The 24,827-nt window shown below is 64.3% G+C and carries 23 protein-coding genes and 6 tRNA genes; 10 read left to right on the forward strand and 19 right to left on the reverse strand.

The genetic code is table 11. The features are described from left to right. Window positions 1–19: 19 nt before the first annotated feature. The 4 genes from lpxK to BLS75_RS20030 form a co-directional block, all read right to left on the reverse strand. Window positions 20–1,030, reverse strand: coding sequence for a tetraacyldisaccharide 4'-kinase (gene lpxK, locus BLS75_RS20015; RefSeq protein ID WP_011060102.1), 1,011 nt, complete (start codon window positions 1,028–1,030; stop codon window positions 20–22). Beyond that, entirely contained in the window at window positions 1,030–1,458 is a 429-nt protein-coding gene (locus tag BLS75_RS20020) for an ExbD/TolR family protein (protein ID WP_011060101.1), read from the reverse strand. Before BLS75_RS20020 ends, lpxK begins: the two co-directional genes overlap by 1 nt. Beyond that, window positions 1,455–2,090 carry a MotA/TolQ/ExbB proton channel family protein gene (locus BLS75_RS20025; protein WP_011060100.1) on the reverse strand — a complete coding sequence of 212 codons (636 nt, stop codon included), beginning with the start codon at window positions 2,088–2,090 and terminating at the stop codon, window positions 1,455–1,457. The genes BLS75_RS20020 and BLS75_RS20025 overlap by 4 nt, the downstream gene beginning before the upstream one ends. Window positions 2,091–2,192: 102 nt before the next feature. Then, window positions 2,193–4,424: a DNA internalization-related competence protein ComEC/Rec2 gene (locus BLS75_RS20030; protein WP_072451644.1), complete on the reverse strand. Its 2,232-nt coding sequence runs from the start codon at window positions 4,422–4,424 to the stop codon at window positions 2,193–2,195. A 139-nt stretch (window positions 4,425–4,563) separates the two neighbouring features. Between BLS75_RS20030 and BLS75_RS20035 the strand changes: the two genes are divergently transcribed. After that, window positions 4,564–5,079, forward strand: a complete 516-nt coding sequence (locus BLS75_RS20035; RefSeq protein ID WP_015634695.1) for a DUF2062 domain-containing protein — start codon at window positions 4,564–4,566, stop codon at window positions 5,077–5,079. Between the two features lie 53 nt (window positions 5,080–5,132). Here BLS75_RS20035 and BLS75_RS20040 read toward each other — a convergent pair whose 3' ends face one another. From BLS75_RS20040 to BLS75_RS20055, 4 genes are all read right to left on the reverse strand, one after another. Continuing rightward, the gene (locus tag BLS75_RS20040; protein ID WP_011060097.1) at window positions 5,133–5,912 is read right to left on the reverse strand and encodes an ABC transporter permease; all 780 of its coding nucleotides are present in this window, start codon (window positions 5,910–5,912) and stop codon (window positions 5,133–5,135) included. Then, window positions 5,909–6,841, reverse strand: coding sequence for an ABC transporter ATP-binding protein (locus BLS75_RS20045; protein WP_011060096.1), 933 nt, complete (start codon window positions 6,839–6,841; stop codon window positions 5,909–5,911). The genes BLS75_RS20040 and BLS75_RS20045 overlap by 4 nt, the downstream gene beginning before the upstream one ends. A 132-nt stretch (window positions 6,842–6,973) precedes the next feature. Next, window positions 6,974–7,597, reverse strand: a complete 624-nt coding sequence (locus BLS75_RS20050; RefSeq protein WP_011060095.1) for a glutathione S-transferase family protein — start codon at window positions 7,595–7,597, stop codon at window positions 6,974–6,976. A gap of 42 nt (window positions 7,598–7,639) precedes the next feature. Next, window positions 7,640–8,299, reverse strand: coding sequence for a transglutaminase-like domain-containing protein (locus BLS75_RS20055; RefSeq protein ID WP_011060094.1), 660 nt, complete (start codon window positions 8,297–8,299; stop codon window positions 7,640–7,642). Window positions 8,300–8,513: 214 nt separating this feature from the next. Between BLS75_RS20055 and BLS75_RS20060 the strand changes: the two genes are divergently transcribed. Together BLS75_RS20060 and BLS75_RS20065 are read left to right on the forward strand one after the other, a co-directional pair. Next, window positions 8,514–10,961, forward strand: a complete 2,448-nt coding sequence (locus BLS75_RS20060; protein ID WP_072451645.1) for an acyl-CoA dehydrogenase — start codon at window positions 8,514–8,516, stop codon at window positions 10,959–10,961. 86 nt (window positions 10,962–11,047) lie between these two features. Continuing rightward, window positions 11,048–11,455 (forward strand): PA2817 family protein, encoded by a 408-nt coding sequence (locus BLS75_RS20065; protein ID WP_011060092.1) that lies wholly within the window; start codon window positions 11,048–11,050, stop codon window positions 11,453–11,455. Between the two features lie 106 nt (window positions 11,456–11,561). Here the strand turns inward: BLS75_RS20065 and BLS75_RS20070 are convergent, their stop codons facing one another. Continuing rightward, complete coding sequence (locus BLS75_RS20070; protein WP_011060091.1) at window positions 11,562–12,515, reverse strand: LysR family transcriptional regulator; 954 nt, start codon at window positions 12,513–12,515, stop codon at window positions 11,562–11,564. An 89-nt stretch (window positions 12,516–12,604) separates the two neighbouring features. On the opposite strand from BLS75_RS20070, the gene BLS75_RS20075 reads away from it, so the two are divergent. Beyond that, the gene (locus BLS75_RS20075) at window positions 12,605–13,231 is read left to right on the forward strand and encodes an alanyl-tRNA editing protein (protein WP_072451646.1); all 627 of its coding nucleotides are present in this window, start codon (window positions 12,605–12,607) and stop codon (window positions 13,229–13,231) included. Between the two features lie 41 nt (window positions 13,232–13,272). Then, complete coding sequence (locus BLS75_RS20080) at window positions 13,273–13,905, forward strand: LysE family translocator (RefSeq protein WP_015634690.1); 633 nt, start codon at window positions 13,273–13,275, stop codon at window positions 13,903–13,905. 121 nt (window positions 13,906–14,026) lie between these two features. Here the strand turns inward: BLS75_RS20080 and BLS75_RS20085 are convergent. From BLS75_RS20085 to BLS75_RS20110, 6 genes are all read right to left on the reverse strand, one after another. Continuing rightward, window positions 14,027–14,102 (reverse strand) — tRNA-Gly (locus BLS75_RS20085). A 3-nt stretch (window positions 14,103–14,105) separates the two neighbouring features. Next, window positions 14,106–14,181, reverse strand: a tRNA-Glu gene (locus BLS75_RS20090). 104 nt (window positions 14,182–14,285) lie between these two features. Continuing rightward, window positions 14,286–14,361, reverse strand: a tRNA-Gly gene (locus tag BLS75_RS20095). Between the two features lie 3 nt (window positions 14,362–14,364). After that, window positions 14,365–14,440: transfer RNA gene (locus BLS75_RS20100), tRNA-Glu, on the reverse strand. Between the two features lie 104 nt (window positions 14,441–14,544). Continuing rightward, window positions 14,545–14,620, reverse strand: a tRNA-Gly gene (locus tag BLS75_RS20105). 2 nt (window positions 14,621–14,622) lie between these two features. Beyond that, window positions 14,623–14,698: transfer RNA gene (locus tag BLS75_RS20110), tRNA-Glu, on the reverse strand. Window positions 14,699–15,077: 379 nt separating this feature from the next. Between BLS75_RS20110 and BLS75_RS20115 the strand changes: the two genes are divergently transcribed. Then, window positions 15,078–15,836 (forward strand): hypothetical protein, encoded by a 759-nt coding sequence (locus tag BLS75_RS20115; RefSeq protein ID WP_015634689.1) that lies wholly within the window; start codon window positions 15,078–15,080, stop codon window positions 15,834–15,836. Window positions 15,837–15,899: 63 nt separating this feature from the next. Here the strand turns inward: BLS75_RS20115 and BLS75_RS20120 are convergent, their stop codons facing one another. Next, the gene (locus BLS75_RS20120) at window positions 15,900–17,870 is read right to left on the reverse strand and encodes a methyl-accepting chemotaxis protein (RefSeq protein ID WP_072451647.1); all 1,971 of its coding nucleotides are present in this window, start codon (window positions 17,868–17,870) and stop codon (window positions 15,900–15,902) included. 175 nt (window positions 17,871–18,045) lie between these two features. Continuing rightward, complete coding sequence (locus BLS75_RS20125) at window positions 18,046–18,807, reverse strand: SDR family oxidoreductase (RefSeq protein ID WP_011060086.1); 762 nt, start codon at window positions 18,805–18,807, stop codon at window positions 18,046–18,048. 237 nt (window positions 18,808–19,044) lie between these two features. On the opposite strand from BLS75_RS20125, the gene BLS75_RS20130 reads away from it, so the two are divergent. Beyond that, a complete protein-coding gene (locus BLS75_RS20130) occupies window positions 19,045–20,049 on the forward strand; it encodes an NADP-dependent oxidoreductase (protein WP_072451648.1) in 1,005 nt (334 codons plus the stop codon). Between the two features lie 105 nt (window positions 20,050–20,154). Here BLS75_RS20130 and pyrF read toward each other — a convergent pair whose 3' ends face one another. Beyond that, on the reverse strand, window positions 20,155–20,856 hold the full coding sequence (gene pyrF, locus BLS75_RS20135; RefSeq protein ID WP_011060084.1) for an orotidine-5'-phosphate decarboxylase: 702 nt from the start codon (window positions 20,854–20,856) through the stop codon (window positions 20,155–20,157). A gap of 317 nt (window positions 20,857–21,173) precedes the next feature. Between pyrF and BLS75_RS20140 the strand changes: the two genes are divergently transcribed. From BLS75_RS20140 to BLS75_RS20150, 3 genes are all read left to right on the forward strand, one after another. Beyond that, window positions 21,174–21,938 carry a response regulator gene (locus BLS75_RS20140; RefSeq protein ID WP_011060083.1) on the forward strand — a complete coding sequence of 255 codons (765 nt, stop codon included), beginning with the start codon at window positions 21,174–21,176 and terminating at the stop codon, window positions 21,936–21,938. Then, the gene (locus tag BLS75_RS20145; RefSeq protein ID WP_011060082.1) at window positions 21,938–22,978 is read left to right on the forward strand and encodes a sensor histidine kinase; all 1,041 of its coding nucleotides are present in this window, start codon (window positions 21,938–21,940) and stop codon (window positions 22,976–22,978) included. Before BLS75_RS20140 ends, BLS75_RS20145 begins: the two co-directional genes overlap by 1 nt. Before the next feature lie 113 nt (window positions 22,979–23,091). After that, window positions 23,092–23,718 carry an EF-hand domain-containing protein gene (locus BLS75_RS20150; protein WP_072451649.1) on the forward strand — a complete coding sequence of 209 codons (627 nt, stop codon included), beginning with the start codon at window positions 23,092–23,094 and terminating at the stop codon, window positions 23,716–23,718. Between the two features lie 39 nt (window positions 23,719–23,757). Here BLS75_RS20150 and BLS75_RS20155 read toward each other — a convergent pair whose 3' ends face one another. Beyond that, on the reverse strand, window positions 23,758–24,810 hold the full coding sequence (locus tag BLS75_RS20155; protein WP_011060080.1) for an AI-2E family transporter: 1,053 nt from the start codon (window positions 24,808–24,810) through the stop codon (window positions 23,758–23,760). Window positions 24,811–24,827: the final 17 nt, after the last annotated feature.

Genomic DNA, 24,827 nt, shown 5'->3' on the forward strand with positions numbered 1-24,827 from the left:
TTCCCTGGATAAAAGCGAATTAAGGCAGCAGACGATCAGGCAGCAGGCGCATCAACTGGGTGTCGAACCAGGCGACGAAGGCCGGCGAAGGCTGGGCATCGACCGCCAGGTACCACCAGTCGTCTGCCGCGAAAGCCCGGCACTTGACCGCATCTTTCTCGGTCATGACCAGCGGCAATGACGGGGTGAAGGTCAAGGCCTGCGCACTGTATTGAGCGTGATCGGCAAATGCATGGGGAACAGGCCGCCAGTGTAGCGTTTCAAGGGTGTTGAAGAAACGCTGGGGATTGCCGATGCCCGCCACCGCATGCAGCGCCTGGCCGGGGGCGAAATGCTCCAGCGCACGGCGCTCGCCACTGCGCAGGTTGACCAGCACCGAGGGCTTGAGATGAAAGGCGAACCCGTCGTCACGGTCATCAACTGCGCCGTTGTAGAGCACCGCGTCGACGCTCTGCAAACGCTCCGCCGGCTCGCGCAGCGGCCCGGCAGGCAGGCAGCGGCGGTTGCCCAGGCCGCGGGCGGCATCGATCAGCACCAGCTCCAGGTCACGGGCCAGGCGGTAGTGCTGCAGGCCGTCGTCGGAGAGGATCAGGTCCAGCGGCTCGGCGGCCAGCAGGGCCTGTACGGCGCGGCCGCGATCCGGGTCGATCATCAGCGGCACGCCGCAGCGCTGGACGATCAGCAGCGGCTCATCACCGGCCACCGCGGCGCAATCTTCGGCGCTGACGCGCCATGGCAGTTGCGCCGGCTTGGCACCGTAGCCGCGGCTGACCACCCCGACCCGCAACCCGAGGCGCTGGCAGTGCTCCACCAGCCACAGGATCAACGGCGTCTTGCCGGTGCCGCCGACGGTGATGTTGCCCACCACGATCAGCGGCACAGGTGGTTGATAGATCGCCCCCTCACCTGCAAGAAAGCGCTGGCGCTTGCCCGTCACCACTCGGCGATACAGGCATTCCAGGGGGCGCAGCAGTTTCAGCGCGGGGTGGCCGTTGTACCAGGCATTGAGCAGGCGATCGGAAAGTGCCATCAGGGTGCCGGGTCCGCCTCGACGGTGGTCATGCGCAGGTGGCTGAAACCGAGCTTGCCGGCTGCATCCATGGCTGTGATCACCGCTTGATGCTGGGTCTTGCCGTCGGCGCTGATGGACAGCGGCAGGTTGGTGTCGCCCGCCGACTCCTTCTGCAGGGCCTCGATCAAGGTCTCCAGGTCATTTTTGGGCAGGACCTGGTTGTTCACCGAAAACACGCCGTCGGCGCTGATGGCGATATCCAGTTGCTTGACCTGCTGGTCTTCGGCCGGCGAGCCGCTGACCGCTTCCGGCAGGTCGACCCGCAGCTCGGTTTCCCGGGTGAAGGTGGTGGTGACAACAAAGAACAGCAGCAGGATGAACACCACGTCGATCAACGACGCCAGGTTGATGTCCACGGTTTCCCGGGGCTTGCGACGGAATTTCACGCTTTGCCCTCGGCCAGATCGACATCGCGGTCGCCCTGGATCACTTCCACCAGCTTGATCGCCTCCTGCTCCATGCCCACCACCAGTTCATCGACCCGGCGTTGCAGGAAGCGGTGGAAGAACACCGAGGGAATGCCCACCATCAGGCCGGCGGCGGTGGTGATCAGGGCTTTGGAAATACCGCCTGCAAGGATGTGCGCGTTGGTGGTCATGCCCGAGCCCATGAACGAACTGAAGATGTCGATCATGCCCAGCACGGTGCCCAGCAGCCCCAGCAGCGGTGCCATGGCGGCAATGGTGCCGAGGGCGTTGAGGTAGCGTTCCAGCTCATGGATGACCCGGGCGGCAGCCTCTTCGATGCATTCCTTCATGATCTCGCGGCCATGCTTGGAGTTGGCCAGGCCCGCCGCCAGAATCTCGCCCAGGGGCGAATCGGCGCGCAGTTCCTTGAGCTTTTCCTTGTTCAGCTGCTTGTCCTTGATCCAGCGCCAGACCTGCCCCAGCAGGTGGGGCGGGGTGACACGGCTGGCCCGCAGGGTCCACAGACGCTCGGCAATGATGCCCACGGCAGCAATGGAACTCAGAATGATCGGCAACATCATCCAGCCGCCGGATTTGACCAATTCCCACACAGTGACAGCCCCCTCGAAAAAGTGCGCCACTCTAACATAGGGGCCGGACGCACCGAAGACCGTGATGTCGCATGCTCACAGGCTTTAATAACCCACGGTTATTTAAGGCATTGCGGGCGGCTCACGCCAGAATCGCTGTTGCTCGCGAAGGCCATGCGCCGCCCCGAAAGCCCCCAGTTGCAGCCTCAGAGCGCCCTGTTCGGCGCTGTCATAAATTGCCATGTCCAGGCGCCGATAGCGTGCCAGCACTTGAGGATGGGGGTGGCCGAAGGCATTGCCCCGCCCACGGGAAATCAGCACCGCGTCGGGGGCCAGCCGTTGCAGCAAGGCCATGGATGAAGAGGTGCGGCTGCCGTGATGGGGGGCCTGCAGCCAGTGGGTCCGCACCGCCAGCGGGCTGTCGAGCAAGGCTCGCTCGGCACGGGCGTCGATGTCCCCGGTGAGCAGCAGGCGCTCGCCGGCAGCCTCGACCTGGAGCACGCACGAAGCCTGATTGCCGTCGGTCGCCGCTGCCCATTGCCACTGGCGAAAGCGCACGCCATTCCACACCCAGCTCAGCCCACTGTCGCAAGGCCTTGCCTGCAGGCCCGCGGGCAAGGCGTCGGGCTGGCCACCGCGGACCTCGCCCACGGGCATTGCGCGCTGCACCGCCTGGGCGCCACCGGCATGGTCGTTGTCGGCATGGCTGAGCAGCATCAGGTCCAGCCGCCGGATGCCGAGCCTGTGCAGGGTCGGCACTACCACTCGCTCTCCCAGGTCGAACTCGGCGACCCGCGCGCCAGCGTCATACAGCAGGGCGTGATCACGGGTACGCAGGATGAATGACAGGCCCTGCCCCACATCCAGCTGCCAGACCTCCACCTCGCCTTCGGGCACGCGCGCCAGGGGTGGCCAGACCGCCAGCAGCAACAGCGGCCAACCCAGAACCCGCATGGGCACGCCCCTGGGCAACAGCAGCAACAGGCAACCCAGAGCATTCATGCCCCATAGCCACAGAGGGATCTGCGGCGGCATCCAGGCCGGCCACCCACCGGCAATCAATCCGAGCAAGCGGAACAACCCGTCCAGCAATCCACCGGCCAGCCACAACAGGCCCTCCCCCACATAAGGCACCGGCAGCAGCAGGCTGCCGAGCAAAGCCGGCGGTAACACCAGAAAGCTGACCCAGGGCACCGCCAGCAAATTGGCCAGCGGCCCGCTGAGGCTGATAGGCAGCCCCAGAGCCAGCAACGGCGGCAGCAGGCCAATGGCGATCAACCATTGGGCCCGGGTCCAGCCCTGCCACCAGCTCCACGCCCCCAGGCGCCCGGCAAAGATCAAGATCAGGATTGCCACTGCGGCAAAGGACAGCCAGAACCCCGCCTGCAAGCTGGCCAGCGGCTCGGCCAGCAACACCGCATTCAACGCCAGCAGCAGGGGCCAGCCAGCCCGCAGATGGCGAAAGCGCATGCGCCAGAGCAGTACCAGGGCGACCATCACACAGGCGCGCTGCACTGGCACATCGAACCCCGCCAGCAGGCCGTAGCCCAGGGCGCCGAGCCAGGCCAGGGCACAGGCCCAGGGCAACCACGGCAAGCGCTCGGGCCAGAGACCATGGCGGGCCAGCCCGGCCACCGCGAAATAGATCACCCCAGCCAGCAGGCTGATGTGCTGCCCGGAAATCACCATCAGGTGGACGGTGCCGGTGTCCTGCAACAGCTGCCAGTCTTGCCGCGTCAGGCCGGAACCGTCGCCCATTACCAGCGCCGCCAGCCCCGCACCGCGTCCCTGAGCCTCGACCTCTAGCAAGCGCTGGCGCAAGCCTTGCCGCCAGGCCTGTGGGGCCGGTGCCAGCAACTGCCCGGCCTTGACCGTGCCGGTGGCGCCGTTACGGCGCGCCAGCAGCCAGGCCTGGTAATCGAAGCCCTGGGGATTCAACAAACCCATCGGTTGGCGAAGCTTGACCGCCAGCCGCCAGCGCTCGCCACTCTTGAGCGCCGGGCCCTCACGCCAGGCCAGGCGCATGCGCCGGGGCAGCCGCTCACGGCGGGCCTGGGCATCTTCCAGCTCGAAACGCACCACGCCGCCCGCCTGCTCCGGCAGGCCGCTCACCCGCCCCTCCAGCCAGCGGGTCTGTGCCTCCAGGCGCGGCGCCAGGCGATCATCAAGGGCCGACTGCGCGGAGACACAGGCCCAGGTGAAACCGAACAGGAAAAATGCCACCGGATGTGTACGAAACGGCAACAGCATCAAGGCCAGTATCGCCATACACAGCAGCAGCCAGCCTGGGGGCAAGGCCGGCATGAAACCCAGCGCCAGCAGCCCCGCAGCCAGCGCCAGCATTGCGCTACGCATCCGCCCGCCCCTCCTTGGGAGTTCATACTCTTGGCTTAGTCGAGGATGGGCAGCGCGGCATTATCATTTGTCACAATGTCTGAATTTTCGCCGACTAGAATCCGGTCATAATCGTCGCCTGACCCGACCGAGAAGCCTTATGCCCCGGCGCTTATTCAAACGTTACATGCCAGATCCGACCAGCATCCGGGAACACAAGTCCTTACGCTTTCTCGGCACCCTGCTGCATGACGCCAACCTCTGGCACCTCAATCGACACTCGGTGGCCCGGGCCATGGCCGTGGGCCTGTTCGCCGCCTTTATTCCCATTCCGATGCAGATGTTGCTGGCTGCGGTACTGGCCATCTGGCTGCGCGGCAATATGCCCATCAGTGTCAGCCTGGTCTGGTTGACCAACCCCATCACCATGCCGCCGGTGTTCTTCTGCACCTACCAACTGGGGGCCTGGCTGATGAACGTGCCGCCGCGCACCCTGCCCGACGAGCTGACCTGGGAGTGGATCAGCAGCCAGCTGGCAACCCTGTGGCAACCCTTCCTCCTCGGCTCGGTGGTGGCCGGGCTGGTGCTGGGGGCCACTGCCTATTGCCTGACCATGCTCTATTGGCGCTGGTGGGTCGCGCGCCAATGGTCCAGGCGCAAGCAGCAACGGCAGTGACCAACGAAAACGGCCTCCCGAGGGAGGCCGTTTGCATGACGCACTAAAGGCATTTACTGACGCATGCCGCGCCCGCTCACCAGCAGCCGTGCGCAACCGATATACAGCACCAGGGTGGCCACCAGCATGAAGGTAATGGCGATGCTGATCTTGATGTCCGACACCCCGAGGATGCCGAAACGGAAGGCGTTGACCATGTGCAGCACCGGGTTGGCCAGGGACACCGTCTGCCAGAACGGCGGCAGCAGGTTGATAGAGTAGAACACCCCGCCCAGGTAGGTCAGGGGCGTCAGCACGAAGGTCGGGATGATCGAGATATCGTCGAAGTTGCGTGCAAAGACTGCGTTGATGAAGCCCAGCAGCGAGAAGATGGTCGCGGTCAGCACTACCACCAGCACCGTGATGCCCAGGTGGTGCACCTGCAGCGTGGTGAAGAACAGCGACAGCAGCGTCACGATGACCCCCACCATCAGCCCCCGCAGCACCCCGCCCAAGGTGTAGCCGATGAGAATGGTATGGGGCGACAACGGCGAGACCATCAACTCCTCGATGGAGCGCTGGAACTTGCTGCCGAAGAAGCTCGATACCACGTTGCCGTAGGAGTTGGTGATCACCGACATCATGATCAGCCCCGGGACGATGTACTCCATGTAGGTGAAACCACCCATGTCGCCGATCTGCCGGCCGATCAGGTTACCGAAGATGACGAAGTACAGGACCATGGTGATGGCCGGGGGCAGCAGGGTCTGCGGCCAGATCCGGGTGAAGCGCCGGACTTCGCGATAGACAATGGTGTTGAGCGCCACCAGGTTGGGTTTGAACTCCGAACTCATACCGCCACCTTCGACAGATTCTTCTCCACCAGGGACACGAACAACTCCTCAAGACGGTTGGTTTTGTTACGCAGGCTCAGCACCTCGATGTTCTGCAGGGCCAGTTGGCCGAACAGCGCGGTGATGCCCACGGCCTTGTCCACCTGGACCTCCAGGGTATGGCTGTCCACCAGCCGGGTCGGATAGCCGGCCAGTTGCGGCGCCACGCTCAGGTCGTTCTTCAGGTCGAGGAGGAAAGTCTCCACATGCAGCTGGCTGAGCAACTGGCGCATGCTGGTGTTCTCGACGATGGTGCCGTGGTCGATGATGCCGATGTTGCGGCACAGCTGCTCAGCCTCTTCCAGGTAGTGGGTGGTGAGGATGATGGTGATGCCTTTCTGGTTGAGCTCGGTGAGAAAGCTCCACATGGAACGGCGCAGCTCGATATCGACCCCGGCGGTAGGTTCGTCAAGGATCAACAGGCGCGGTTCATGCACCAGCGCGCGGGCGATCATCAGGCGCCGCTTCATGCCACCGGACAGGGAACGCGAAGGCACATCGCGCTTGTCCCACAGGCCGAGCTGGGTCAGGTACTGCTCGGCGCGCTGCTTGGCGATCTTCGCCGGAATGCCGTAGTAGCCGGCCTGGGTCACGACGATGTCGAAGGTTTTCTCGAACTGGTTGAAGTTGAATTCCTGCGGCACCACGCCGATGCAACGCTTGAGCGCCGCCGGCTCACGATCCAGGTCGTGGCCGAAGACGCTCACCGTACCGCTGGTCTTGTTCACCAGGGTCGAGAGAATGCCGATGGTGGTGGATTTGCCGGCCCCGTTAGGGCCGAGCAGGGCGAAAAAGTCACCTTCGGCGACATCCAGATCGATACCACTCAGGGCCTGGAAACCGTTGCCGTAGGTTTTGGTTAGCTGCCGGATGGACAGAGCGGAACTCATATCGGATTCATGCACCAAGAAGGGGGAATTTTATAAGTAAGGGCGGCCCGAGCCGATTGCAACGACGCCGGACGCCCGCCATGTTGCGTGCCTGCGTCGTGCAAGTACAGTCACCCGTATCGATAGTGGGTATTAAGTCAACGCGGTCATCACGGCCTGGCGATAGGCCGGGCGCTGTTTCAAGCGCTCATACCAGGCTTGCAGATGGGGCATGGAAGGACGCTCGATGGGCATCTCGAACCAAGCGTAGATGAAACTGCCGAGGGGAATGTCGCCCACGCCGATCTCCTGCCCGGACAGGTAAGGCTGCTCGCCCAGAGCCTGATCGACTCGCGCTAGCAGCTCGGCACACGTGGCCTTGGCGGCGTTGATCTGCGCCCAGTCCTGCTGCTCGGCCGGGGTGCGCAATACGCCCCAGAACAGATGCCGGAAGGGTTCAGCGAAGGTCGAGGTGGTCCAGTCCATCCACTTCTCGGCGCTGGCCCGCAGTTGCACGTCGGCCGGGTACCAATGGCTATCGGCGGCGTAGCGCGCAGCCAGGTAGCGCACGATGGTATTGGACTCCCAGAGCACGAAGTCGCCGTCTTCAATCAGTGGAATCCGGCCATTGGGGTTCAGCGCCCGGTACGCCGGGGTGTCCACCACCCCAAAGGCGCCGCCGGCGTCCAGGGACTCATAGGCGAGCCCCAGTTCCTGCGCGCACCAGAGTGCCTTCCTGACATTCGACGAGTTCTTGCGACCCCAGATCTTCAGCATGACCATCCCTCAGTAATGAATGCCGGGGCAGTCTACGCCTGATCAGCCGCGACTCAAATCGCCGCGCAGGTCTGCCAGCACTTGCGGCTGCTGCGCGTCGAACAGGTGCGGGTAGCATTTTTCCAGGTGGCCGAAAAACAGCTCCTGCGGCACGTCGGCAAACTGCCCGTGGTCCACCAGGTACTCCATCGACTGTTCGCCCTGGCGATTGAAAGGCTGGAAAACGCTGTCCTCCAGGCCGTCGAAATCCAGCGGCGCCACATCGAACATTTCACACAATTGCCGGTTGAACGCCGGCGTGGCCTTGACCCAACGACCCTGCAGATAGAACTCGGTGTAGCCGTGCATGGCGAACACATCGCTGCGCAGCAGCTCCAGCAGCCTGGGTGTGGACAGGTGATTGCGCACATCGGCCAGGCCGATGCGCGCCGGTATCCCGCAATGCCGGGCACAACCGGCGAGCAAGGTGGCCTTGGGCACGCAATAGCTCTCGCCGGTGGCCAGGGCATGGCTGCCGCGCAAGGTCTGGGGATCACGGCTGAAACTGTAGAAGTTGTAGCGTACGGCCTCGCGCACCGCGTAATAGAGGCTGACGGCTTGCTGTCGGGGATCGCGGCTGGCACCGCGATGAGTTTCGGCGAACTCCACCACCGCCGGGTGGTCACTATCGATGAAGCGGCTGGGACGCAGGTACTCGTGCATGGGCATGACCTCCGAGAGGAAGCCTGAGTCTATCGAGGCGTCCGCCCCAGTGATAACGACGTATCGGCCAAAGATCATGGCCCCCACGATCAACCGGGCCCGGCCCGCAAGATACAGTCTTGCGCTGCACCCGCACTGCCCTGCTCACCCGCGCTGTCGAAGGCCGACTACGCTCTGAGGGTGATTTCACCCCTGGTTTCACGGAGGATTGAATATGCTGTTGTTGTGGATACTGGTTCTGGTGCTCGCAGTGGCCTACCTGGCCCATCGCCGTACCGCCCCCCTGCCCGCCCTGGGCGTGGTCGCCATCTACCTCTTGGCCATGGGCGCCTTTAGCCGCGCCCCCGGCTGGCTGCTGCTGATTTTCTGGGTGCTGCTGGCAGCGGTCGCCGCCCCTCTGCTGCTACCCGATCTGCGGCGCAAGTATTTCAGTGCGCCGCTGTTCAGCTGGTTCCAGAAGGTTCTGCCGCCGATGTCCCAGACCGAGCGCGATGCCATCGATGCCGGCACCGTCTGGTGGGACGGCGAGCTGTTCAGTGGCCGCCCCGACTGGAATACCTTGCTGGCCTACCCCAAGGCCCAGTTGACCGAAGAAGAGCAGGCGTTCATCGACGGCCCGACCGAGGAGCTGTGCGCCATGGTCAGCGACTGGCAGATCGGCCAGCACATGGACCTGCCGGCCGAAGCCTGGGCCCACATCAAGGAGCACGGTTTCTTTGCCCTGATCATTCCCAAGGAGTTCGGCGGCAAGGGCTTCTCGGCCTACGCCCACTCCCAGGTGGCCATGAAGCTGGCCACCCGCAGCGGCGACCTGGCCTCCACCGTGATGGTGCCCAACTCCCTGGGCCCGGCCGAACTGCTGCTGCACTACGGCACCGACGAACAGCGCAATCATTACCTGCCGCGGCTGGCCCGGGGCGACGACATTCCCTGCTTCGCCCTCACCGGCCCCCTGGCCGGCTCCGATGCCGGGGCCATGCCCGACACCGGGATCATCTGCAAAGGCCAATGGCAGGGTGAAGAAACCCTGGGCCTGCGCCTGAACTGGGAAAAGCGCTACATCACCCTGGGCCCGGTGGCCACCCTGCTGGGCCTGGCCTTCAAGGCCCATGACCCGGACCACCTGCTGGGCGACCAGGAAGACCTGGGCATCAGCCTGGCGCTGATCCCCACCGACACCCCCGGCGTGGATATCGGCCGCCGCCACCTGCCCCTGGGCGCGGCCTTCATGAACGGCCCGAACTCCGGCAAGGACGTGTTCATTCCCCTGGACTTCCTCATCGGCGGCCAGGAAATGCTCGGCAAGGGCTGGATGATGCTGATGAATTGCCTGTCCGTGGGCCGTTCGATCTCCCTGCCCGCGGTGGGCACCGGCGCCGCCAAATTCACCAGCCTGGTGACCGGCCAGTACGCCCAGGTGCGGGAGCAGTTCAACGTGCCCCTGGCCGCCTTCGAGGGCATCCAGGAGGCTCTGGCCCGCCTCGGCGGCAATGCCTGGCTGATGGACAGTGCACGCATGCTCACTGCCAACGCCGTGGACCTGGGGGAAAAACCCTCGGTGCTGTCGGCGATCCTCAAGTACCACCTCACCGAGCGCGGCCGCGAGTGCATCAGCCACGCCATGGACGTGCACGGCGGCAAGGGCATCATCATGGGCCCCAACAACTACCTGGGCCGCAGCTGGCAAGGGGCGCCGATCTTCATCACCGTGGAAGGCGCCAACATCCTTTCGCGCAACCTGATGATCTTCGGCCAGGGGGCAATCCGCTGCCATCCATTCGTGCTCAAGGAAATGGCCCTGGCCGGTCGCGAAGACCACGACCAGGCGCTGCAGGAGTTCGACGCCCTGCTGCTCAAGCACATAGGTTTCGCCGTGAGCAACGCCGCCAGCACCCTGGTGCTAAACCTCGGCCTGGGCCACTTCGAACACGTTCCGGGAGACAAGGTCAGCCAGGGCTATTTCCGTGCCCTGAACCGCCAGGCCGCGGCCTTCGCCCTGCTGGCGGACTTCTCGATGATGCTGCTGGGGGGCGAACTCAAACGCCGCGAGCGCCTTTCCGCCCGCCTGGGGGATGTACTCAGCCACCTGTACCTGGCGTCGGCAGCGCTCAAGCGCTACCACGACCTGGACTCCCCGGAATACCTGCGCCCCCTGCTCGCCTGGGCCATGGAAGAGAGCCTCGGGCATTCCGAACGGACCCTGGACGAGTTGCTCAGCAACTTCCCCAACCGGGTGTTCGGTTGCCTGCTGCGGGTGCTGGTGTTCCCCTTCGGCCGTCGCCATACCGGGCCATCGGACCAGCTGGATGCCGAAGTGGCGGCGATCATCGGTCGTGCCCAGGGCGATCCGGCCCTGGAAGCGGTGCTTGCCGGCTGCTACCGCCCGCAATCCAAGGACGACCCGGTGGGCGCCCTGCAACATGCCAGCAACCTGCTGAGCGCCGTGCACCCGTTGCACAAGAAGCTCCACGAAGCGCTGAAAAGCGGCCAGGTCAAACCGGCTGCCGGCGAATCGGCCATCGACGCGGCGCTGGAAGCCGGCGTGTTGCAGGCCGCCGAGGCCCAGAGCCTGCACGAGGCCGAGGCGGCGCGGCGCAAGGTCATCGATGTGGATGATTTTGCCAAGGAGGAGCTGACCCTGAGCGAAGGCAAGACCCGCTAGACGGCCGCCTTCGGGGCAGGTCGATTATGAAACCGGGCGCGGGAGCTATATACTCCCGCGCCCGTTTTGCTCTTGAGGACCCTGTCATGTCCAACATCGTCGCCGATCATCTCGTCCTGCTGGACCACCTGCGCAGCATCCTGGTCGCCGTAGGTGAAGCCGAACAGGTGCCCGAGGAAAGCCACGCGCTGTTCCTGGAGCGCTTCGACGAACTGCGCGCCTCGCTGCCGATCGACCCGATCGAAAGCCAGTACCTGGGCCAGGACCTGCTGTGCCAGATCATGCAGCGCTACCCGCAGATCGCCCACCTGGTGCCTCGTGACCTGCTGTGGTTCTTCGCCGGTGACTGCCTGCACTACATGCCCGATGAAGAAATCGACCTGTACCAGGCCCTGGAAGAGCGCCGTTTCGAAGCCGAGCAGAACGACGAGCCCTTCGACTGGAACCAGGAAAAGCAGCTGCTGGCGCTTTCTGCCCAGGACAGCAAGCACTGATCACTGCGCCCGGCGCAGCCAAGGCCCGCACGGTTCGCCCGGCGGGCCTTTTTCATGGGCGCCTTTTAGCGCCGGCTTGTCAGAGAATTCGCTGGCAAGCCAGCTCCTACAGCGGGCGTTCCGCTTTGCCCGGGCGGTTGAGGGTCGGCTCCTTGGCCAGGCACTCCACCAGGTAGTCGATGAAAACCCGCAACTTGGGCGGCAGGTAACGGGTCGGTGAATGCAGCAGCCATGCACCGCCGTGGTAGGAGGCCAGGAAGGTCCACTCCGGCAGCACCTGGACGATCAGCCCCTGCTCCAGGGCATGGCGCGCGGTGAAGTACGGCAGGCTGCCGATCCCCAGGTGTTGCAGCACCGCATCCAGGCGCACCCCGGTGTGGTTGGCCGCATAGCGCCCGCGCACCCCCACCGTGACCGCCTTGCTGCCCTGGGTGAATTTCCAGCGCGCATCGCTGGGGGTCTCGCCCAGGTAGATGCAACTGTGCTGGCGCAGGTCCTGGGGATGGGCCGGCGTACCGTGCTCGGCCAGGTACTGCGGGGTGGCGCAGAGCAGGTGATCGATGCGCAACAGCTGGCGGCCGATCAACCCGGGCGGCGGGCGATCGGTGATGCGGATCGCCAGGTCGACGTTGTCGTCGATCAGGTCGACATCGCGGTCCTCATGCAGCAGTTCCACATCGACCTGGGGATAGCGCCGCAGAAACTCCGGCATGTGCGGGTGCACCACGAAACGCCCCACCGCCTTGGGCACGCTGACCCGCACCACGCCTTCGGCTTCGTGGGTGAACTGGCCGCTGACCTCCATCACCGAACGGGCCGCACTGACCATTTCACTGCAACGCTTGAACACCTCTTCGCCACCGTCGCTCAAGCGCAACTTGCGTGTGGTGCGCTGCAACAACCGGGTGGCCAGGGCCTTTTCCAGGCGCGAGATGCTGCGGCTGACCGCCGAAGGCGAGGAGCCCAGCTGGCGTGCCGCCTCGGAGAAGCTGCCGGTCTCCACGACCCTGACAAAAATGGCCATTTCTGCCAGCAAAGGCAGGGGTAGATTTATGCTCATGACGCAATAGTCCATTGAGTTCCGAACGGATTATCACGCAATTGCCCAGGCCGCATAATAAAAAAACACTGAATTCCAGGGTTAGAGAAATGACGCGGCGCCTGTATTACGACAATGACCAGTTACTGACCTCCGTCGAGGTCCTGAGCTGCATCCCCCACGAACAGCAATTCGCGGTCACCCTCAACGCCACGCCCTTCCACCCCCAGGGTGGCGGCCAGCCCAGCGATACCGGCTGGATCGGCCAGGCCGCCGTTCTGCGGGTGGCCCAGGAAGGCGAGCAGATCGTGCATTACCTGGACCAGCCGCTGGAGCCGGGCATTTTCGAGGCCCGGGTCGATGAGGCCGCGCGCCTGTTCAACAGCCGCATGCACTCCGCCGGGCACCTGATCGGCCACTTCGTGCAAAGCCAGGGCTGGATACCGATCAAGGCCCATCACTGGCCAGGTGAAGGCCGGGTGTCGTTCAAACCGGCAGAGCAGCCCCGGGAGATCGACGGCGCCAGCGTGCAGGACGCGATTGCGCTGTGGATAGAGGCCGACCTGGAACGGCATAGCACAATGGCGGACGGTTCGCGCCAGATCAGCTTTGGCCAACTGCCGGCCTATGGTTGCGGCGGCACCCACGTCAGCCACCTGCAGCAACTGGGCGCGGTGCTCATCACCGCGGTCTCACTCAAGAAAGGCACCCTTTCGGTCAGCTACAGCCTCGACTGAAAACGGCCTGCCACTCAACCACCCTGCTTTGCGGAGTCCGCATGCTCTCCAACTATCTTGGCGAGTTCCTCGCCCTGGCCCTGGTTCACTTTCTCGCGGTGGTCGCTCCCGGGCCGGATTTTGCCGTGACCATCCGCCAGAGCGTGCGCTTTGGCCGCATGACCGGGGTCTGTACCGCCCTGGGCATCGGCGCCGGCATCTCGGTGCACGTGCTCTACACCCTGCTGGGGGTGGGCGCCCTGATGCACGCTACGCCCTGGTTGCTGAGCGCGGCCAAGCTGCTGGGCGGCGCCTACATTCTGTACTTGGGTATCAGCCTGCTGCGCAGCAAGGCCAAGACCAGCCTTCCCGGCGAGGCGCCCACCGATGAGCCCCAACAGACCTTGCTGCGAGCCTTTACCACGGGGTTTCTGACCAATGCCACCAACCCCAAGGCGACCCTGTTTTTCCTGGCGATCTTCACCACCCTGGTCAGCGCCACCACCCCACTGAGCATCCAGGCCCTATATGGCGCCTGGATGTGCCTGGTGAATGCGCTGTGGTTCGTGATCGTCGCGCTGTTCTTCTCCAGCTCTCGGGTGCGCTTGCTGTTCATGCGCCTGGGGCACTGGTTCGAGCGCTGCATGGGGCTGATCCTGCTGCTGTTCGCCGGGCGGTTGCTGCTGTCGCTGTAGGCAAGGCAAACGACAAAGGCCCGCGCAGGTGTACTGGCGGGCCTTTTTTCTGGGCACTGGCTGCAGCGTTGAATCGCAGGCAAACAAAAACGCCGCTCTATGAGCGGCGTTCTTGTGAATTTGGAGCGGGAAACGAGACTCGAACTCGCGACCCCGACCTTGGCAAGGTCGTGCTCTACCAACTGAGCTATTCCCGCAAATGGCGTCCCCTAGGGGACTCGAACCCCTGTTACCGCCGTGAAAGGGCGGTGTCCTAGGCCACTAGACGAAGGGGACACGCTAACCGCAACACATGGTGTGTGTTTCGGCGCCCAGAGCCGCGTCCGAAGACTCGGGTTCTGGTTTCACTCAGCCCCGCCCGAAGGCAGTGCTGCTTAAATTGGAGCGGGAAACGAGACTCGAACTCGCGACCCCGACCTTGGCAAGGTCGTGCTCTACCAACTGAGCTATTCCCGCAAATGGCGTCCCCTAGGGGACTCGAACCCCTGTTACCGCCGTGAAAGGGCGGTGTCCTAGGCCACTAGACGAAGGGGACACGCTAACCGCAACACATGGTGTGTGTTTCGGCGCCCAGAGCCGCGTCCGAAGACTCGGGTTCTGGTTTCACTCAGCCCCGCCCGAAGGCAGTGCTGCTTAAATTGGAGCGGGAAACGAGACTCGAACTCGCGACCCCGACCTTGGCAAGGTCGTGCTCTACCAACTGAGCTATTCCCGCAATGGCGTCCCCTAGGGGACTCGAACCCCTGTTACCGCCGTGAAAGGGCGGTGTCCTAGGCCACTAGACGAAGGGGACACGCTACAGCATTCACTTCCTTCAACGTTTTGCTATTTGCTTTCCGTTGAAAGTGGCGCGCATTCTATGGATGCTTTGGGAGGCCGTCAACCCCCAGATATAATTTTATTTAAATCAATGACTTCGGGGCTGTTTTAGGCCCGCTTCAGGGTTTTCTGCCGTCCGCGCTTTGACGCCTATATTCTGGCACTCGACAAGGCGTTATAGTCCTCCACAGCCGGTGATGGCAATTTGAACCCTGGGATCCCCCGAGGCAAATGCCACCTATATAAGCAGCACAATCCATGCCCGGCTCGTCGAGCGGCGCTATGCGTCTAAATGCCAAGCCACTACACTCGCACGCGAATCCCATAACGAGGTTTTAACGGTGACACCACTCATGATCACCCTGCTGGTAATAGCCGGGATCGCACTATTGATCGCCATTGGCTACATGAACCATGTGGTGGAAAACAACAAACTGGAAAAAGCCCGCACCAAGGTCGAACTCAATGATCGCCTGCGTCGTTGCGGCGAGATCACCGAAACCTTCCCCGGCCAGTTCATGTCACCGGCCCTCAAGCTGCTGCTGACGCGCCTGGAGCTGAACGTCGTTCAGCGCATGCTCAACCTCGATAAAACCGACAGCGCCCTCAAGGCTCGCCTGGCTGAGCTCAATACCCTGGTGGGCCAGGGCGAGTCGATCCCGGTGAACAACCCACCGGCACCGATCCAGACCGAAGCCAAGGCCAAGGACGTGCGCTTCCTGCTGGAGGCCATGCACGGCCAGGTCACTCGCGCCGCCCACGACGGTTTCCTGCAGCCCAACGAAGCCAAGCGCTGGATCAAGGAGATCCGCCACATCCTGGTGCTGCTGCATATCGAGTTCTTCAACAACCTGGGCCAGTACGCCCTGCAGCAGAATCAGCCGGGCCAGGCCCGGCTGGCCTTCGAGCGTGGCGTGCAGTACCTGCGCAAGCAGCCGGACCCGGCGGTCTACAAGGAGCAACTGGAATACCTGGACAAACTCCTGGCCCGGGCCAATGCCATGGTGCTGTCGACCCTGGAACCTGCCCCGGACGAAGACAACCAGCTGACCCAGGGCCTCAAGACCGTAGAAGCCGACGCCGACTGGAAAAAGAAAGCCATCTACGACTGACAGAAAAAACCCTTGCCCGGAACACCCGGGCAAGGGTTTTAGAACGCTGCGCCCTCCCCGCCGCTACAAGCGGAAATGCCCCACCATCCCCTTCAGCTCCACGCCCAACTGCGCCAGTTCGATGCTCGACGCGGCGTTGCCCTGCATCGCCAGGGACGACTGATCGGCACTGGCGCGAATGCTGGTGACACTGCGGTTGATCTCTTCGGCCACCGAGCTCTGCTGCTCGGCCGCAGCGGCGATCTGCTGGTTCATCTGCTGGATCAATGACACCGCCGCGGCAATGCTGCCCAGGGCGCTTTCGGTCTGCAGGGCATCGCTGACCGCCAGCTTCACCAGCTCGCCACTGCTCTGGATCTGCTGCACCGAGGAGTCGGCCGCCGCGTGCAGAGCCGTCACCAACCGGGCGATCTCTTCGGTGGACTGCTGCGTGCGTTTCGCCAGGGCCCGCACTTCATCGGCCACCACCGCAAACCCCCGGCCCTGCTCCCCGGCCCTGGCGGCTTCGATAGCGGCGTTGAGGGCCAGCAGGTTGGTCTGCTCGGCCACGCTCTTGATCACATCCAGCACGCTACCGATGTTGTCGATTTCCGCGCTCAGGCTCTCGATACCACTGCTGGCACGGCTGGCGGAATCCGCCAGTTGCTCGATGCGCTGCATGCTCTGGCGCACCACTTGCTGGCCACTTTCGACCTTGTCGTCCGCCGCCTGGGCGGCTTGGGCGGCCTCCTCGGCATTGCGCGCCACATCGTGCACCGTGGCGGTCATCTGATTCATGGCCGTGGCCACTTGCTCGGTTTCTTCCTTCTGGGTGCTGACTTCCAGGTTGGTCTGCTCGGTCACCGTGGACAGCGACTGAGCCGAACTGGCCAGTTGCTCGATCCCCGCCTGCAGGCCACTGACAATGCCGCTCAGGCCGCTGCCCATCTGCTGCATGGCCTGCATCAACTGACCGATCTCGTCACGTCGGGTCACCTCCACGGTCGCGGTCAGATCACCGGCGGCAATCTGCTGAGCCACGTACATCACACTGCGCAACGGGCGCACGATCAGGCGGGTGACGCTCAAGGCCGCCAACAGCCCCACCAACAGCGCCAGGGCCGAGGAGCCGATGATCAGCAGGGAGTTCTTGTCCAGTTCCCCCAGCATCGAATGCTCTTGCGCCCCGTACGCCTGATCAACCCGCGCCATCACCTGGGCGGCGCGCTCATGCAACTGCTGATAGACCTGCTTCTCCTGGGCCAGCAACCCGGTGTACTCGTTGAGCTTCTCGCTGAAGTTGCCGATATGCCCCGAGACTTCGTTGAGCACCGTCTGATAGCCCGCATCCTTGACCGTGGCCTTCAACTGCTCGGCCTGGGCCAGGGCCTGATCGGCCTGCTCGATCTTGCCCTGCTCGGCGGGCTCCTGGTCGCCGCCCTTGCGGTTCTGATCCAGGCGCAACCGGGCCTCATTCATGGCCTGCAGCATCAGGCGTGAAACCTGGCTGATCTGATTGGCCTGCTCGATGAATTCGGCACCGTCCTTGCCCTGGGATTCCTTGAGCGTATAGGCACCGTCATCCGCCAGCCCCGCCTGCAGCACGTCCAGGTTATTGGCCACGCTGGACACCGACCAACTGGCCATTTCCAGGGCCAGGTCCTTGGCCTGGGTCAGCTCGACGAACTCGTCGAAGGCCTTGCGATAGTCCGCCAGCGCCAGCTCCACATCGCCCATCGCGGTCTGGTTGGCCGCCGACCGCACCTTGAGCTGCTGGGCCAGGGCCTGCAGGCCTTCCAGGCTTTCATGCAGGCTGTCCACGGTCTTGCTGTCACCATGCAGAGCGTAGTCCTGCTCCTGCAGCCGCACCTTGAGCACGCCGCTATTGAGCTGGGACATCTGCTTGAGGCCATCGAAGCGCTGGCTGATGGTCTGCAGGGACCAGACACCGATCCCCGCCACCAGAGCGGTTAGGAGCAACACCAGGGCAAACCCGATGCCCAGTTTCTTTGCCATGCCCAGGTTGGCAAAACGTCCACTTGCGGCCGAAGTCATGGTGCGCAGTCCCCTTCCAATCCCCAATGGCAATAGGGCCATCTTGTCTTGGCGAAGGGTCGCAACGGCATGCACCGGCGCACAAGTCTCTGACATCGGAATAATGGCAAAAAGCTACGCCGAGGTCGTTTTCAGGACACTGGAGGTCGATTCCATCGAGCCCCGGCCATCGGCATCAGATCGCGGTGGCCCCGCCGTCGACCGCCAGTGCATGGCCGGTGGTAAAGGCCGCGCCATCGCTGCACAGGTAGAGCACCGCGCTGGCGATCTCCTCGACCTTGCCGATGCGCCCCACCGGGTGCATGGCCGCGGCGAACTCGGCCTTCTTCGGGTCCGCCTCGTAGGCACGGCGGAACATGTCGGTGTCGATCACCGCCGGGCATACCGCGTTCACGCGGATTTTCTTCTTCGCATATTCGATGGCCGCCGACTTGGTCAGGCCGATCACCGCATGCTTGGAGGCCGCATAGATGCTCATCTTCGGCGCCGCGCCCAGGCCCGCCACCGAGGCGGTGTTGACGATCGCCCCACCGCCCTGGGCCAGCAGCAGCGGCAACTGGTACTTCATGCACAGCCAGACCCCTTTGACGTTGACCCCCATGATGGCGTCGAACTCATCCATGGAGCCCTCCGCAAGGCGGCCCTTTTCGATCTCGATACCGGCATTGTTGAAGGCGTAATCCAGGCGCCCATAGGCTTCGATGGTGCGGGCCATGAGGCTTTGCACATCAGCCTCCAGGGTAACGTTGCACGGCACGAACAGCGCCTCGCCACCGGCCTCGCGGATCAGCGCCACGGTGCCCTCGCCCCCCGCCGTGTCCAGGTCCGCCACCACCACCTTCAAGCCTTGTGCGGCAAATGCCTGGGCGGTGGCCCGGCCGATACCATTGGCTGCGCCGGTCACCAGGGCCACCTGGCCGGAAAACGTCATGCTCATTGCAGGAATCCTCGATCGAATGTGGGTCAGCTACCCGGCCCAATCTAGCCACAGCCGGGGCTGGTGGCGTCAGCACTATCAAAAGCCCGGTTGGATGCTCATGCATTCTGGTGATGAATCTGCCGGGGGCTTTATCAGGGCGATCGATTGGCCTCCATTCGCTGCAGCGGCAAACCTTGCGGCACCGAGGCCAAGGGGCTATCAACTAGGGGTTCATTCATCCCACGAGTGCCTGCCATGACCGCCCCGACCAATCGCCAGTTCCTGCTCGCCAAACGCCCCATCGGACCGGCCACCCGCGATACCTTCACCTACCAGCAGGTGGCAGTGGGCGAGCCCGCCGCCGGGCAGATCCTGGTGCAGAACCAGTACCTGTCCCTGGACCCGGCCATGCGCGGCTGGATGAACGAGGGCAAGTCCTACATTGCCCCGGTGGCCATCGGCGAGGTCATGCGCGCCCTGGGCGTGGGCCAGGTGATCGCCTCCAGCCACCCCGGTTTCGCGGTGGGCGACTACGTCAATGGTGCCCTCGGCGTGCAGGACTACTTCCTCGGCGAGCCCCGGGGCTTCTACAAGGTCGACCCCAAGCTGGCCCCGCTGCCGCTCTACCTGTCAGCTCTGGGCATGACGGGCATGACCGCCTACTTCGCCCTGCTGGACGTGGGCGCGCCCAAGGCCGGCGACACCGTGGCGCTGTCCGGGGCCGCTGGCGCGGTGGGCAGCATTGCCGGGCAGATCGCCAGGATCAAGGGCTGCCGCGTGGTGGGGATTGCCGGCGGCCAGGACAAGTGCCGGTTCCTCATCGACGAGCTGGGTTTTGACGGCGCCATCGACTACAAGAACGAAGACGTCCACACCGGCCTCAAGCGCGAGTGCCCCAAAGGCGTCGATGTGTATTTCGACAACGTCGGCGGCGACATCCTCGATGCCGTGCTCAGCCGCCTGAACGTCAAGGCGCGGGTGGTGATCTGCGGCGCCATCAGCCAGTACAACAACAAGGAGGCGGTCAAGGGGCCGGCCAACTACCTGTCGCTGCTGGTCAACCGGGCGCGCATGGAGGGGTTCGTGGTGATGGACTATGCCGCGCAGTTCGCCGAAGCCGGGCAGGAAATGGCCGGCTGGATGGCCAAGGGGCAGCTCAAGAGCAAGGAGGATATTGTCGAGGGCCTGGAAACCTTCCCGGAAACCCTGGGCAAGCTGTTCAGCGGCGAGAACTTCGGCAAGCTGATACTGAAAGTCTGAACCCGTAGGAGCCGGCTTGTCGGCGATCCGCAACGGCGGCCGGAAAGGGCCGCCAACCGCAAAACCGCTATCGCCGGCAAGCCGGCTCCTACAAGAGGAAGCGTGTTACAGGGCCAGTTCGGCCACGACGTCGGCCAGGGCCTTGGCCGGATCTGCCGCCTGGCTGATGGGGCGACCGATCACCAGGTAATCGGAGCCGGCATCCAGGGCCTGGCGCGGGGTGAGGATCCGCCGCTGGTCGTCCTGGGCGCTGCCCGCCGGGCGAATCCCCGGGGTCACCAGTTGCAGGGACGGATGGGCGCTCTTCAGGGCCTGGGCTTCCAGGGCCGAGCACACCAGGCCGTCCATGCCGGCTTTCTGCGCCAGGGCAGCCAGGCGCAGCACCTGCTCCTGGGGCTCGATGTCCAGGCCGATACCGGCAAGGTCTTCACGCTCCATGCTGGTAAGCACGGTGACGCCGATCAGCAACGGCTTGGGGCCGCTGCGCTGGTCCAGCACTTCGCGGCAGGCAGCCATCATGCGCAGGCCGCCGGAGCAGTGCACATTGACCATCCACACGCCCATTTCCGCGGCGGCCTTGACCGCCATGGCGGTGGTGTTGGGAATATCGTGGAACTTCAGGTCCAGGAACACTTCGAAACCCTTGTCCCGCAGGGTCCCGACAATCTCGGCGGCGCAGCTGGTGAACAGCTCCTTGCCGACCTTGACCCGGCACAGTTTGGGGTCCAGTTGATCGGCCAGTTTCAGTGCGGCGTCACGGGTGGGGAAATCCAGGGCGACGATGATAGGAGTCTGGCAGGCGGACATGAAGGGGCTCTCAGGCAAGTCGAAATCGGCGCGGATTGTAGCGCAAGCCGCGCCGCTCCGGGACCCGATCAGAGGTAAATCCTCCTCAACGGTGCGCAAGAAGGCCGATTGCCCCGGCAATCGCTCCCCCACGCCACGGCATTTGTATCAACCTCGATACACTGACGACACGTCGGCAACAATCCCCGGCGCTACCCTCGCCAGCCGCAACACCTTCGAACAGCACTTCCAGCCCCCGGGCCGGACGCCTATGCTGAAGCCACAACCCCGCCGTCGCCCTCAGGCGCCGGCAGCCTACCTGGCAGACGACCGCACCCATGCAGAACACTTCAGCCCCTCTCAACGAAGACGCCAAAGCATTGGTCAGTGGCGACGACAAACGCTGGAACACCCGGGCCCTGATCGTCGACGACGACGTGCCGATCCGCGAGTTGCTGATCGACTACCTGGCGCGTTTCAACATTCACGCCAGCGGCGTCACCGACGGCGCGGCGATGCGCCAGGCCCTGCAGGCCGAGCACTTCGACGTGGTGGTGCTGGACCTGATGCTGCCCGGCGAAGACGGCCTGTCCCTGTGCCGCTGGCTGCGTACCGAATCGGACATCCCGATCCTCATGCTCACCGCCCGCTGCGAGCCCACCGATCGCATCATCGGCCTGGAGCTGGGGGCCGACGACTACATGGCCAAGCCTTTCGAGCCACGGGAACTGGTGGCCCGGATCCAGACCATCCTGCGCCGGGTGCGCGACGATCGCAGCGAGCAGCGGGCCAATATCCGCTTCGACAACTGGCGCCTGAACAGCGTGCTGCGCCAACTGATTTCCGCCGATGGCCTGGTGGTGCCGTTGTCCAACGCCGAGTTCCGCCTGCTCTGGGTGTTCATCGAGCGCCCGCGCCGGGTACTGAGCCGCGAACAATTGCTGGACGCGGCCCGCGGCCGATCCATCGAGGCCTTTGATCGCAGCATCGACCTGCTGGTCTCGCGCCTGCGGCAAAAGCTCGGCGACGATCCGAAGTCGCCGCAACTGATCAAGACCGTGCGCGGTGAAGGCTACCTATTCGACGCCCGGGACATCGGCTGATGCGCGGGCGGTTCGATACGCTGTTCGGCCGCCTGTTCGGCGTCTTGCTGATCGCGATCGTCCTCGCCCACCTGCTGGCGTTCTTCTGGTTTCACCACTACGGCCCGCCCCCGCCGCCGCCCCCTCCCGATTCGGCGCAGTTGATCAATGGCCAGCCGCCGCCCCCTTATCCAAGGCGCCCGCCACGGCCCTGGTTCGGCGGCCCGCTGGTGCCCCTGACGTTCCAGTTCATCTCCCTGATCATCGCTGCCTGGTACGGCGCCAAGCTGTTGTCGCGGCCGATCCAGCGCCTGAGCGCCGCCGCCGAGCGTTTGAGCGAAAACCTCGACAGCCCGCCCCTGGAAGAGGTGGGCCCAAGGGAAGCTCGGCAAGCGGCCAGCACCTTCAACCAGATGCAGAAGCGCATCCGCGAGCAGGTGCAGCAACGCGGGCGCATGCTCGGTGCCGTCTCCCACGACCTGCGCACCCCGTTATCAAGGCTGAAACTGCGCCTGGAGCAGATAGAGGACAGCAAGCTGCAAGGGCAGATGCGCCAGGACCTGGACGACATGATCAAGATGCTCGACGCCACCCTCAGCTACCTGCACGAACAACGCACCAGCGAGGCCGAGCAATGGATGGACGTGCAGGCCCTGGTGGAGTCGCTGTGCGAGAACGCCCAGGACCAGGGCGCCGACGCTCAGGCCCAGGGCCATTGCGCGCCGCTGCTGGTGCAACCCATGGCGTTGCAGTCATGCCTCAACAACCTGCTGGACAACGCCCTGCGCTACGCCGGCCAGGCAACCCTGGCCCTGGAGGACGACCGCGGGCAACTGCTGATCAGGGTCATCGACCACGGCCCGGGGATTGCCGCCGACAAGCGTGAAGCGGTGTTCGAGCCATTCTTTCGCCTGGAAGGCTCGCGCAACCGCAACTCCGGCGGCGTAGGCCTGGGCATGACCATCGCCCGTGAAGCGGCGGAGCGCCTGGGCGGCCAACTGATCCTCGAAGAAACCCCCGGCGGCGGCCTGACCGCGGTATTGCGTCTACCCAGGCCTTGAGCGCCTTGTGTGGCGGCAGTTACAAACCACCAATACCCAGGACAACTCCCCCCCTGAGGCTGCTTGGGCCGGTGTACCCCACCGGTTCTATTCATCCGCAGGGAGTGAGCCCCATGATCGATAGCCTCAGCAGCAACTATTCGAGCTATTACAGCTCCAGCAGCACCAGCCGTGGCCAGCAATTGCACAAAGAGCTGTTCGCCAAGCTCGACAGCAACGGTGATGGCGCGGTGGATCAGGACGAGCTGAAAAACGCCCTGTCGCAGAAAAGCGACAACGGCATCCTGGTCAGCCTGAGCAAGAACTTCAGCGACCTGGACAGTGACGGCAGCGGTAGCTTGAGCAGCGATGAAATGGCCGCCATGGCCCCTCCTCCGCCCAAGGACCGCGCCCCCGATACCCAACTGGCGGATGCCCTGCTCGGCGCCCTGGACAGCGATGGCGACGGAGTCATCAGCAGTGACGAACTGAGCACAGCCCTGCAAGCCTCGGGCAACAGCTCCACCAGCAGCGACACCAGCTCGGCTCTGCTGAAGATTCTCGACAGCGACAGCAGTGGCGGCATCAGTAGCGATGAGCTCAAGGCCGCGTTGCAGGCCGGAAGCAACCAGGACAGCGCCCCCCAGGACCCGCAGGCCAACCTCGCCGAAGCTCTGGGCAAGATGATCGCCAGCTTGAGCAAGCAGTATCAGTTGGACACCAGCAGCAGCCTCGGCGGCAGCGTCAACGTCGCTGCCTGACGTCCATTGCCGCTCCCGGGGGGAGCGGCAATCGGTGGTTCAACGCGGCTCCTGGGCCCGGGCCTGGCTGGCGCTCCAGTCCAGCAACAGGCTGTAGGCCACCGCCAGCAGCGTCGGGCCGATGAACAGGCCGATAAAGCCGAAGGCGATCAGGCCACCGAACACTCCCAGCAGCACGATCACCAGCGGCAGGTTGCCGCCGCGGCTGATCAGGTACGGTTTGAGCACGTTGTCCACGCCGCTGATGATGAAAGTGCCCCAGATCCCCAGGAACACCGCCATGCCGTACTCGCCTTTCCAGGCCAGCCAGGCGGTAGCCGGGATCCATACCAGGGGTGGGCCCATGGGAATCAGGCTGAGCAGGAAGGTGACGATCCCCAGCACCAGCGCCCCGGGCACTCCGGCAATCAGGAAGCCGATCAGCGCCAGCAGGCCCTGGGCCGCCGCGGTGCCGATCACCCCGTTGACTACCCGTTGCACGGTGCCAGCCACCAGGTCGATGTAGTAGCCGGCGCGCTCGCCGATCAGGCGCTCCAGCAACTTGTGCACGAACAGCGCCAGGCGCGGGCCATCGCGGTAGAAGAAAAACACGAAGACGATGCTCAGGGTCAGCTCCAGAATGCCGCCGCCGATCTGCGCGCTGCGAGCCAGCAGCCAGTTGCCCACCTGCCCCAGATAAGGTTTGACCGCCAGCATCAGGGCCGCGCCCTGCTGGTCGATGCTGTTCCACAAGCCCACCAGGCGCTCGCCCACCAATGGCAGGTTGCCGAGCCACTCTGGAGCGGCGGGCAGGCCGTCGACCTGCACGTCCTTGATGAAGGCCGTGGCATCGCGCACATGGTCCGCCAGGTTGAGGCCGAGCCAGACCAGCGGCGCGGCCACCAGCACCATCCAGCCCAGGGTCAGCAGGGCCGCTGCCAGGGATTCTCGGCCATTGAGCCAGCGGGTCAGCAGGCGCATCAGCGGCCAGCTGGCAAACGCCAGCACGGCGCCCCAGAACAGCGCTGACCAGAAAGGCGCCATGACCCAGAAGCTGGCACCGAACAACACCAGGAGCAGGATCTGCACCAGCAGGCGATCGTTATTGGGCATGAAATGTCTCGCGCAAG

The organism is Pseudomonas sp. NFPP12, from assembly GCF_900103205.1.
Taxonomy (GTDB): Bacteria; Pseudomonadota; Gammaproteobacteria; order Pseudomonadales; family Pseudomonadaceae; genus Aquipseudomonas; species Aquipseudomonas protegens.